Genomic DNA, 12326 nt, shown 5'->3' with positions numbered 1-12326 from the left:
AAAAGTAGACACATTTCCTTACTATTCCTAATAACGTTGCTGAGCACCACTTGGGTTTCAGCTCAGTCCGATACGATGGCCCGAAAACTTTGGCAACCGTATCGAATCACACCGCGAACGGGTGCGCAACACGTGTCGCTGTCGGGTGATGGCTGGGAGTTGTCGCATACCGATGCACCCATAACGGACCTGAAGGCTCCACGTAAGGATGCGTTCCAGACCACTGTTCCCAACTCGGTGCACTGGTCGTACTATAAGGCTGGCAAATTGCCGCACCCGTATTACCACAAAAACTCCGACCAGTATAAGTTCATGGACGAGAAGGTGTGGTATTACCGCAAAACATTCCCGACACCTGCCAGCGCCAAACCCGGCAGCTACGTATTTCTCTGCTTCGATGGCGTTGATTACTTCTCAAAAGTATGGCTGAACGGTATGCTCGTGGGCGTACACGAAGGCATGTTCGGTGGCCCCTCGGTCGAGATTAGCAAGCTACTGAAGTCTGGTGGCCAAAACGAACTGCTGGTGGAAGTTCGAGCCGCGGACTGGGGCAACAAAGCCACTGATTATGAAAGCCTCCCCCGAAACAGTAACGGCGAATACATGATTGAAAAGCGGAAAGGCTATAATCCCCGCGCCAGTGGCCGGATTATCAAACCGTGGGTGATTTCGGGAAGTTCGGGCTGTGAAATGTTCTTCAGCGTGGGGATGTGGCAGGATGTCCGGCTCGAAATCGTGCAACCCTACCACCTCGAACGACCTTATCTGACCACGACGTCGATCCAGAATGGAAAAGCAACGCTCCACCTGGCGAGTGAGGTGCTGGTTGATACGAATTCGCTTGGGTATCAGCTTCATCCCTGGAAAAACGCCCAGATGCACCATTACGACGGTCGAGTGCCGGGAACTACCCTATCCAATGCGGCTCTGTCGGTGTTGGTTGAACTGATTGATAAAACCGGGAAGGTTGCCTTTACCCAGGAAAAACCGTTCAAGGCGTTTAAAGGACGTACCTGGTTTGAAGACGATTTAACCATATTAAACCCTAAACTCTGGCATCCGAATGGGCTGGGCGAGGCTAATCTGTATACAGCGCGGGTGGCCCTCAAAAAAGACCGGCAGGTGGTTGACCAGATTCAGTTTCCATTTGGCATACGAACCATCGAGCGGATTACTTCGGCGGGTCCGCGCTATGCCGACCGCTGGGAGAACTGGCAATTTGTGGTCAATGGCCGGAAGTTTTTTGTGAAAGGCATGAACTTCACCCCGCAGGATGTATTGCTCGAAACCTCGAAAGAACGCTACCGCTGGACACTCGAAGCGGCTAAAAAAATGGGCGTTCAGTTGATTCGTATCTGGGGAGGTGGCCTGTTGGAGTCCGAACATTTCTACGATATCTGCAACGAACTGGGGATTATGGTCTGGCAGGATTTCCCGATTGGCAATCAGGACACACCCCTCTACCCGCAGGACATCTGGGAAGCACAAGTGGTACAGAACATCGTTCGGTTGCGCAATCATCCATCGCTCGCGGTCTGGTGCGGAGGCAACGAATTCAACCCATATTCGTACGGCAACGCGGCCACAATGGGGATTCTGGAACGCAACCTGGACATTTTCGATAAGTCCCGATTATACGTCCGCACCACACCTGACGACGGTAGTCTGCATACTTACCCCGATATGGACCCAACCTGGTATGGCGTAGGCTACCGCTATGAACCCTGGATTTCGGAAACGGGTATGCACTCCATGCCCGAAGCGAATCTGTTCTACGAAACGGTTGATAACAAAGAATTCACGGGTTTGGGTCGCATGTGGGATAAGGAGTTCTACAAAGATCATCCACAATTTATTCACCACTTCACCGAATATGGTCCCAGCCGCGTACCGCGTATGCTAAGTCGGGCGTCGCACGTTACCGACATGACCGATCCAACTATCGAAGCTGTAACGGAAGCATCACAGGTGGGAGCCGGGGAGTTCTATCAGGTGTTTTCGGAAAAAATGCAGGGTAATTACCCGGTTACGTCGGGACTGATGCCGTGGGTGTTCAAACGCCACTGGCCGGTTGTCGCCATTCAGATGATGGACTGGTTTGGCAATGCCGGAGCACCATATTATTTTCTCAAACGAACTTACGAACCTACGCACGTAGCGATTGACATTCCGCGCCTGCTCTGGAAACCCGGCGAACGAATTCGGCTACCCGTTAAGGTAACGCATTCACTGCCTCAGGCTATTCCGGTTGCGAAAATTTCCATACAGGTACTTGATGATACGTTTAGACAACTCTGGAAGCAGGAACAGAAAATAGCCATAGCGGCTGGCACGTCGGTGAGTTCGGCTAATCTAGGCGAGTATGCGATTCCAGCGGATTACCGGGATCGGTACGTGCTGATTGTTGCCGAACTACATGATGGTTCAGGCAAGCTGTTGTCCCGCTCGTTCTATTACCCACGTAGTCTATCGATGCTCGAAAACGACGGATTTTACCAGAAATACGTCAGCAACCCCATTCCCTGGCCAACGCTTGAAAAAGGCCCATTCCTGAAACCAACCGTTGCCAAAACGGCTACATCGCTGACGGCTTCGGTAGTCGGTCAGAAACAGACGGGCACCGACCAAAGTCTGCTTCGGGTAAAAGTGACCAATACGGGAAAAGCCCCGGCTTTTATGGCTAAGGTAGACATTACAGGCACCAAACGTGCCATTGTGGCATCGGACAATTTTACGTGGATCGCCCCCGGCGAAACGCAGGAAATCGACATGGACGTACTTTGGCGCGAGCCTGAAACCCGTTCGAAAGCCACGTTGACCGTCAGCGCCTGGAATGCTTCGCCAACAACCACTAAACTCCCTTGATGACTATGAATAACGGGTCGGATTTAATGATAAGTGTCTTATTAACAATGTAATTAAGGTATAGTTTTTTGTCATCCCGACGACAGGAGAGATCTTCGTTAGCAGCGTCTTTGGGTATTCTCCGAAGATCCCTCCTGTCGTCGGGATGACAAAGAATAGCCATTATCAACGATAATCATGGTTGAATCACCACCTTCGCTCACGAAAAAACCGACGGGCTTCCGCTGGGAGTTACTGGCCCTGCTCTGGCTGGCGTTCTTTCTGAATCAGGCCGACCGGCAGATTTTCAGCGTCGTGTTGCCGCTCATTCGGAAAGACCTCGGCCTGACCGATGCCGAACTGGGTCTGATTGCGTCGGCCCTTGTCTGGACGTATGGTCTGCTGGTTCCGATCGCGGGTTTCATCGGCGACCGTTTTTCACGCCGGAATATTCTGGGTTTCTGTTTGCTATTCTGGTCCTGCGCTACCTTGATGACGGGGTTTTGTTCCAGCGTGTTGCAATTTATTCTACTACGGGGTGTCGCAACAGGTGGCGGAGAAGCTTTCTACGCGCCGTCGGCCAATGCGTTGCTGGGCGAGAAATACAAAGAAAGTCGCTCGTTTGCACTGTCCATTCACCAGACGGCCGTTTACTTCGGCATTATCCTGAGCGGTATCATTGCTGGCTACATTGGCGAACATTACGGCTGGCAGAAAGCTTTCTACCTGTTTGGCAGTCTGGGTGTTGTACTGGCTTTTGTCTTCTTCAGCCGTATTCCGAAAGACGTCGTCAAGGCTACCGTCGAAGTACGTCAACCGATGCTTGCCGAAATTAGTGAAACGGCACGCATCGTGATTCGTAAGCCAACGGTCATCATGCTCACGCTGGGTTTTGGCTGCATGGTATTCGTCAACGTTGGGTATCTGACTTGGATGCCGTCGTTTCTGGTCGATAAGTTTGGCATGAGCCTGACCGATGCCGGGTTTTCATCGCTGTTTTATCATCATCTCGGAGCCTTTCTGGGCGTGCTGTCGGGAGCCAAAATTGCCGACTACTACGCCAAAGCCAACCCCCGAAGTCGACTCATCGTGCAGGCGTCAGGGCTACTGCTGGGGGCTCCGTTCATCTACGGCATCAGCATGAGCGACACCCAGGTGCTCACCTACGTAGCGCTGTTTCTGTTCGGCATTTTTCGGGGCTGGTATGACTCCAACATTGTGGCTTCACTCTACGAAGTGGTGTCGCCCAAAATTCGGTCATCGGCCTACGGCCTGATGCTGGCCTGCGCCTTTCTGATTGGCTCGATTGCCCCCTATCTGCTGGGCGTACTGAAACCAACACTTGGGCTGGCTACCGGACTGGCAAGCTTATCGGGCGTGTATGTGCTGGGAAGCCTGTTTCTCTGGGCGGGCGCTTTCCTGTTTTTTGACCGAGACAAAGAAGCAGCCTTATGAACCGACGTCATTTTATCACCCGTTCAACCGTACTCAGTGGCCTGATGATGACTGACATCGCACATACTTTATCCTCGAAATCGGATTTACTCTCAACGCCCAATTTGCTATGTCTCTGGGATTTTGCCGGGCAACAGCCACTGCGTTCCAAAGGTAAATTTCAGTATCAATTACAGGAGCCAACCGGACCAGTGTTGGTGCGTAAAGAGGGTGTTTTGTCGGGTCGCTCGCTCGACATTCGGGAGCATGAATACCTGACCATTCCCCGCGCCGACTGCCCTGGCCTGAACATTCGTGGTAAGTACGCGCAGGTTACCGTGCTGGCCTGGATCAAGCGACAAGTTAAAAGTCGGGACAATGCCGAGTGCGAAGCCATTGCCGGTATGTGGAACGAAACCCGGAAAAAACGGCAATACTGTCTGTTTCTGAACATTCGACTGCGCGACAGCAAAAGTCAGGTGTGTGGGCATATTTCAGGCGTGGGCGGTCCGACTCCCGGCGAAAAATGGTGCGTCGATGTGTCGATTGGCCAAACGCCCGTTCGCTACGATGAATGGACATTCGTGGCCATGACCTACGATGGACACCTCATCAAATCGTACCGCAACGGCCAGTTTGACACCCGCGCCGACCGAAATCCGTATCCGTACGAAGGAGGCATTTTTGACGGTGGTGACGATGGGGCGGATTTTACCGTTGGGGCCGTTCATCGGCTCGGAGATATCGGCAATGACTTTGTCGGTCAACTGGGTGGCCTGGCCGTTTTTGATCGGGCCTTATCGGCGGAAGAAATAGCTCAGATTCATGAGCAATATCCACTTCCCAAACCTCCGGTTGCTATGTTGGCAACCGGACTGAACTTCCCCGAAGGCCCTGCTTTTGCCGCTGATGGTAGCTTATGGACGGTTGAATTGAAAGGTGAAAGCCTGGTTCAGTACAAAAATGGAAAACTAAAACGCTATCACGTGGGTGGTGGCCCGAACGGCATCACTATTGACAAACAGGGAAAAATCTGGTTTTGCGATTCGGCCCAACGTAGCATTCGTCGCTTCGATCCGGTTACTGAAAACGCTGAAACCATTCTGGATAAAATCGACGGTGAGCCGCTTAACAAACCCAATGATTTAGCCTTTGATTCGGCTGGTAACCTGCTGTTCACCTGTCCCGGCGAATCGCGACAGGATCCGACAGGCTACGCAGTGGTTCGGATGCGCGACGGCAGTACAAAGAAATTTACGACGGAGAAATATTTTCCGAATGGGCTGGCATTCAGCGCCGATGGCAAAACCCTGATTCTGGCCGAAACCTACAAACATCGGCTCTGGAAAGGGGCTTGGAACGCTGAAAAGTGTGAATGGACCGATGCGGCTGTCTGGGCTACAGTTGACGGCCCAAATGGTCCCGGCGGACCTGATGGCATGGCGTTCGGCGACGATAGGAACCTCTACGTAGCGGTTTATGGCACCGGCTATATCCATGTCGTTTCGCCCGAAGGGAAAGTCATACGGAAAATTAACACAGCCGGTCAAAACCCAACCAACTGCGCCTTCGATCCAGCGGGTAAACTCGGGTTGGTCGTTACCGAAGCTGAAAAAGGACAACTGGTAAACCTACCAGCAACAACCAAAGGAATCACATTATTCAATTGATTATAAACTATCTAAACGAAATAATCATGAGTGTCGATCAGTATAAGAAAGAAGTCGGCTTGATGAATCTGGAGAAGTTGATCGAAAACCGTGAAGGCGTTTCCGACACCACGTTCCCTATCCCGGAAAAAGAACTACTACAACGGTTTGAACAGCTCTACACGGGTGCCGTCAACGACGTGATGCGCGAATTTTGTCTGCTGAATCAGGCATTACCCGGTCATATTTTACCCTTGCGCGAGTACCGAACGGTGGCGGGTTTTGCCTTTACCGTAAAGAGTGCCCCCAACGCTATGATCCGGGGCGAAATGGAATTCCGTACGCAGATGCTCGAAGAGATGCACGAAGACGCCTTTGTGGTCTGGGATACCACCAGCGATAGCAAAGCGACACTTTGGGGGGGCGTTATGACGGCTACGGCTAAAGGGAAAAAAGTAAAAGCCGCCTGTATCGATGGCGGCATTCGGGATACGCATCAAATTCTGGAGGCCGATTTCCCGGTTTTTTACAAATACCGCATCTCGAACGGAAGCCTGGGTCGTTGCCTGATTACCCATTACCAGATTACGATTCAGATTGGCGACGTAACCATCAAACCCGGCGACATCGTACTAGGCGATATCGACGGCGTATTGGTCGTCCCACGGGCTATCGCCTACGACGTATTGATGCGGGCCGAGGAAATAATTGCGAATGAAAAACTGATTTTCAACTGGGTTCACGAAGGGCAGACCATTCAGGAAATTACCGAGAAAGGGGGATATTTCTGACCGAAACGCCTTTTACAACTTTGCGCTTGTAGACATGCCGACAACTCGACGAAATTTCCTAAAAGTATCTGGCTTAAGTAGTCTGGCCCTGACTGCTGGGATGCCCGACATCCACCCCGATCTTATCAGCTCGCTGGCCGAAACCGAATACGATCTGATCATTGTGGGGGGTACTCCCGGTGGCATCATGGCCGCAGTAGCCGCTTCCCTACTTGGCAAGAAATCGCTGATTCTGGAGCGGACAGCCCACATCGGTGGCTTGCCTGCCAACGGCCTCGGTGCTACGGATATTGCCACGCGGGGGGCTACTGGCGGGTTGTTTCTTGAGTTTGTCAATCGCATCAAAGCCTATTACGTCGCGAAATACGGTGCCGACTCGCAACAGGTGAAAGACTGCTCGGATGGGTATCATTTCGAGCCATCGGTAGCCGCCCGAATCTTCGACGGTTTCCTGAAGGAAAGCCCCAATGTGACCGTTCTGACCATGCGGCAATTCGACTTTGAACCCGAGAACCTCACGATCCAGAACAATCGGATTCAAGGCATTCGGGTAACGGATCGAACCTCAAAAAAGACGGAAACCTATACAGGCCGTTTTTTCATCGACGCGACTTATGAAGGTGACCTGATTGCGGCTTCGGGCGTACCGTTTTTTCTGGGGCGGGAAGGCAAATCGGAGTATAATGAAGTGGGAGCCGGGCGTGTTTACAAATATTGGGCTGGACCAGAAGGGCCGAGTTCGACTTTTCAGGGGGATAATGCCGTGCAGTCGTACAACTACCGGTTATGCGTAACCAACGACCCGAGAATCCGGGTAAAAATTCAGAAACCGGCCCGGTACAATCGCGACGAATATATTTCAATGATCGGCGATGTAACTACGGGAAACTATACCGGAGTGGCGATGACGGAGGTAACAGATGCCCAAAAAGCGGAAAATCTGCGCCGGGCCAAAGCCGGTTTGCCACCTGAAGTCCCTGGTATGCCCAAAGGAATTGCCTGGCTGACCAATATGGTCAAACTGCCCAATGGTAAAAACGACGGCAATAACCAGCACCATGCGTTTATTTCAACGGATTTGCCGGAAGAAAACTGGCCTTACCCAACCTCTGGCTGGGAATGGCGTGACCGATTCGCCCAACGACTTCGGGAGTATACGGAAGGGCTATTCTATTTTGCGCAGAATGACCCGGCACTGCCCGACTGGTTCCGGAAACAATGTTCAGAATGGGGTTGGGCCAAAGATGAATATGCCGACAATGGTCATTTCCCCCGGCAACTCTATGTCCGGGAAGGCCGCCGGATGAAGGGAAAATACATTTTCAAAGCGCAGGATGCGCAACCCGTTAAACCAGGTGGACGACCACCGATTCATGCCGACAGCATCACAGCGAGCCATTACGCACTCGATTCGCACGCGGTTCGGAAACGGGAAGCGGGTCGAATTCATCTGGATGGGTTTATTAGTTACCCGTCGGCGGTGTATACCGTTCCGTTTCGGGTGATGGTGCCCGATTCGCCCCTGGAAAACCTACTGGCTCCGGTTCCGGCATCGGCCACCCACATCGGTTTTTCCACACTCCGAATGGAACCCTGCTGGATGGCACTCGGACAGGCGGCCGGAACAGCAGCCGCCATTTGTGTGCAGAAATCGCAATCGGTACATGCGTTGGCAATTCCTGAACTACAAAAAGCCCTGCTTGAGCAGAAAGCAATTCTGGTATATACCAAGGGGATGACAGCTACCGACCCGAATTTTGCGACCAATCAACTGGCATTGTTAGCCGAAAAATGAGCGTTTCCTTAATCGATTGCGTTGCCTCAAACCATCTCGCCAACTAGTTCTAGTCCTTCCTCTATGCGCTATCTACTCACCTGTTGTCTCAGCCTTTTACTAGTCTACTCCTCCATTGCCCAACAGCAAGTCGACATCTGTGTCTATGGTGGTACCTCAGGCGGGGTTATTGCGGCTTATACGGCCCGAATGGCCGGAAAAACGGTGCTTTTGATCGAACCGGGTAAGCGTTTAGGAGGCATGACATCCGGCGGTTTGGGGCTCACAGATATTGGCAATAAATACGCCATTACGGGCATTTCCCGCGATTACTACCGACGTATTGGTCAGCATTACGGCAAGTTTGAACAGTGGATTTTTGAACCTCACGTGGCCGAAGATCTATTCAAGGAGTATGTCAAACGAGGCAAGGTAGATGTCTTATTTTCGCATCGGCTTTCGAGCGTGAAGAAAACCAGTAGGCAGATTCAGGAAATCACTCTGGAAAACTTCGATAAACCATCAGTCAAACGCAGCGTCCGGGCGAAGATGTTCATTGACTGTTCGTACGAGGGGGATCTGATGGCCAAAGCCGGGGTTTCGTACACCGTTGGGCGGGAAGACAATGCCAAATACAACGAAACCATCAGTGGAGTGCAGTTGATGACGGGCCACCAGCTTCCTGATGGTATTGACCCTTACAAAACGCCCGGAAAGCCAGAATCAGGTCTGGTCTGGGGCGTCAGTCCGGCAAAGCTGGAACCCAACGGAACGGGCGACAGCAAGGTACAGGCCTACAATTACCGCATTTGCCTCTCGTCGGACCCGGCCAATCAGGTCCCCATTACGCAGCCACCGGGTTATGATTCCACGCGGTACGAACTGCTGGTACGGCTGTTGGCGGCTCAACCGCAGAAACAAACACTTAACGATTATTTCATCTGGAGCGGGATGCCCAACAACAAAACCGACATCAACAATCGGAATGGTTTTTCGACGGATATGATCGGAATGAATTACGAGTACCCGGATGGCAGTTACGAAAAGCGGGCACAGATCATTCGCGATCACGAGCTGTACACCAAAGGGTTACTGTATTTCTTTGGCCACGATGCCCGCGTGCCCCAGGCGCTTCGGGAGCAAATGCTGAAGTGGGGGTACCCAAAAGATGAATATACCGATACCGGAAACTGGTCGCCACAACTTTATGTACGGGAAGCACGTCGGATGGTAGGGGCCTATGTCATGACGCAGGCTAATTGCCAGGGCAAAGAAGTAGTCACCGACGGAGTTGGCATGGCGGCTTATACCATGGATTCGCACAACATTCAGCGGATCGTTCTGGAGAAAGACGGCAAGAAAATGGCCAAAAATGAAGGTAATGTGGAAGTTGGCGGTTTCGGCCCTTATCCCATCTCCTATCGGGCGCTCATTCCGAAAGAGGTTGAATGCCGTAATCTGCTGGTACCGGTTTGTTTGTCGGCCTCGCACATCGCTTATGGATCGATTCGGATGGAGCCGGTTTTTATGGTGCTGGGCCAGTCGACAGCGTTGGCAGCCGTGATGGCCATCGACGCGAAAACCAGTGTGCAAAAAGTAGATATAGCGAAGCTCCAACAGACACTAAAAGCAAACCCACTGGCCGACGGTAGCACGCCCGAAATTCTGGTCGACAATGACAACCAGACGCAAACAACAATAACGGGACCTTGGCGGGTTGAGAGTAAAACTAAAGGTGGATACGGCCCTTCCTACCTGATATATGAAGGCCAGGGTGGAGAAGCAGCCTCTGTTCGCTTCCGACCAAATATCGTTAAAGCAGGGAAATACCACATTTACGCCTACTTCCCCCGACTAGCTAAAACGGCTACCGAGTTGGGCGTTATGGTTTCGGACGGTAAAACCAGTAAGTCTATTCCGATCAAACCGGCCGATATTGTTGTCGTTGGCCAAACGTCGGGCGAATGGGTTTCATTGGGTACATATGAACTGCCTAAAGGGCAGACCTCATCGGTTGACATCGTGGTCAGGCAGACGGATGGCCCCGTAGCAGCCGATGCCATTTTATTCGTTCCAACATTCTGACTTTCAGGCTTTTCGGTCCGTATTACACGTTTGGAGTGGGCTTCTATGGTATCAACAAAGGATTACCGATACGTTTTCAGGAATTTCAGTCGTTTACTGACTTGTTTAAGCCATTCGCGCGCCATCAGTTCATGGGCAAATACAGTAGGGTGAATGCCATCCCAAATCCAGTATTCAGCGGGAGCTTTTCGCATCGCCTTGTCAAATAGAGCCGGGTAGTCGACTAGTTCAGCGTCAAATTCGGCGGCCAGTTTCCGAACAACAGTTTGTTGTTTACTTGTTTCGTCGCGCCAGAGTTCCCAGTTTTCTTTGCGCTGCCCAACCGGATAAACAAAGGGAATGCCCAGCACAAATAAACTGGCTGGATTCTGATTTTTGCAATCGGTGAGCAATCCTCTATAAACGGCTTCAAACTGTTCCAGACCAATCGCTTCGGTCGGTTTGTTGACAGCCGTATAGGTATCGTTGATGCCTATTAACACACTAAGCACATCGGGCTTCAGATCGAGTGTATCTGCCTGCCAGCGCTTTTGCAGATCCGTTACCTTGTTTCCACTAATGCCCCGATTATAAAATGTAAATCCGTCTTCCGGAAAATCGGCTCCTATGCGACTGGCTATGCTGAATGCGTAACCATGCCCCATAATATGGTTTGGATCTGTAGATCTTCCCCGATTTCCGTCGGTAATGGAATCCCCTTGAAATAGAAAAACAAGCCCTTTCTGCTTGGGTGGTTCAGTTGAGTTTACCAAGTTAGCGGACAACAGCGATTCGGCTGATAGACTGGATAAAAATCCAGTCCCTACAGATGATCGAAGAAAAGTGCGCCTTGACGTTTTAGGTAGCATGGTAATTTTCAGGGTCTTCTCGCTGTATGTCAGGAGGAAAATAATCCGACATGAATCCGCTAACTCCTAACGCATTTTTTACATCTCGTAATGATTGCGAATCATGCGCTCATAGATGGTCGTTGGCAAAATTTGCTTTAGCAGCACCGAGAATTTTTCTAGCGGTTTACCAACCCGGTAAAGACGCTCAACCTGCGATGAGTTGATAATTTTCTCAATCAAAGGACCAAATACAGCCGGATCAATCCCCCTGCTAACGCTTTCATCGATCAGCTCATAAGTTCTGTCGAACGTCTTTTTATACACACTGCCTTCGGGAAGCGATACTCTCAGTCGATTTTTGTTGATGTCGGTCCGTGTGCCGCCCGGCTGAATAGAGCAAGCTTGTACACCAAAGGGAGCCAACTCTAGCCGTAGCGCTTCCGTCAATCGCTCAACGGCCGCCTTACTGGCACTATACGCTCCCCGATACGGCAATCCGGCTTCAGCCGCAATCGAACTGATATTGATAATTAAGCCTGATTTTTGCTGGCGCATGGATGGTAATACTGCCTGTATCAACCGAATTATCCCAAACACATTCGTATCGAAAACCTGCTGAACGTCTGGTAGCGATAACGACTCAACAGGAGCCGCAATACCCAAACCGGCATTATTGATCAGTACATCTAATCGCCCTTCCTGCTGCACAATCTGGTCAATGGTATTCTGTACGCTCTGCGGGTCAACAACATCCATCGTTACCATTCGAAAGGCATTCTCGGCTGAATTAGTCTGGCGAGATGTTCCATAAACAGTGTGCCCACGTTGAACCAGATAAGTAGCTATCGAATGACCCAAACCAGTCGATGCCCCCGTAATTAAAACTACTTTTGACATAATAAATGCAAACAAAACGGTA

The 12326-nt window shown here is 51.2% G+C and carries 8 protein-coding genes; 6 read left to right on the top strand and 2 right to left on the bottom strand.

Annotated elements, in window-relative coordinates:
* Positions 1–75 precede the first annotated feature (75 nt).
* The 6 genes from ACYVFD_RS10405 to ACYVFD_RS10380 all read left to right on the top strand — a co-directional run bounded on the left by ACYVFD_RS10405 (position 76) and on the right by ACYVFD_RS10380 (position 10577).
* Entirely contained in the window at positions 76–2865 is a 2790-nt protein-coding gene (locus ACYVFD_RS10405) for a glycoside hydrolase family 2 protein (protein ID WP_461089927.1), read from the top strand.
* A 177-nt stretch (positions 2866–3042) separates the two neighbouring features.
* Positions 3043–4299: a spinster family MFS transporter gene (locus tag ACYVFD_RS10400; protein ID WP_461089926.1), complete on the top strand. Its 1257-nt coding sequence runs from the start codon at positions 3043–3045 to the stop codon at positions 4297–4299.
* On the top strand, positions 4296–5948 hold the full coding sequence (locus tag ACYVFD_RS10395; protein ID WP_461089925.1) for an SMP-30/gluconolactonase/LRE family protein: 1653 nt from the start codon (positions 4296–4298) through the stop codon (positions 5946–5948). Before ACYVFD_RS10400 ends, ACYVFD_RS10395 begins: the two co-directional genes overlap by 4 nt.
* A 26-nt stretch (positions 5949–5974) precedes the next feature.
* Positions 5975–6718, top strand: a complete 744-nt coding sequence (locus tag ACYVFD_RS10390) for an RraA family protein (protein ID WP_461089924.1) — start codon at positions 5975–5977, stop codon at positions 6716–6718.
* A gap of 34 nt (positions 6719–6752) precedes the next feature.
* On the top strand, positions 6753–8513 hold the full coding sequence (locus ACYVFD_RS10385) for an FAD-dependent oxidoreductase (RefSeq protein ID WP_461089923.1): 1761 nt from the start codon (positions 6753–6755) through the stop codon (positions 8511–8513).
* 63 nt (positions 8514–8576) lie between these two features.
* On the top strand, positions 8577–10577 hold the full coding sequence (locus ACYVFD_RS10380; RefSeq protein WP_461089921.1) for an FAD-dependent oxidoreductase: 2001 nt from the start codon (positions 8577–8579) through the stop codon (positions 10575–10577).
* 62 nt (positions 10578–10639) lie between these two features.
* Here ACYVFD_RS10380 and ACYVFD_RS10375 read toward each other — a convergent pair whose 3' ends face one another.
* Both ACYVFD_RS10375 and ACYVFD_RS10370 read right to left on the bottom strand, forming a co-directional pair.
* A complete protein-coding gene (locus ACYVFD_RS10375; protein WP_461089919.1) occupies positions 10640–11341 on the bottom strand; it encodes an SGNH/GDSL hydrolase family protein in 702 nt (233 codons plus the stop codon).
* Between the two features lie 162 nt (positions 11342–11503).
* Positions 11504–12304: an SDR family oxidoreductase gene (locus ACYVFD_RS10370; protein ID WP_461089917.1), complete on the bottom strand. Its 801-nt coding sequence runs from the start codon at positions 12302–12304 to the stop codon at positions 11504–11506.
* Between the last annotated feature and the right edge of the window lie 22 nt (positions 12305–12326).

The sequence above is a fragment of the Spirosoma gilvum genome, assembly GCF_054776815.1.
This window is presented reverse-complemented; position numbering and strand designations above follow the sequence as displayed.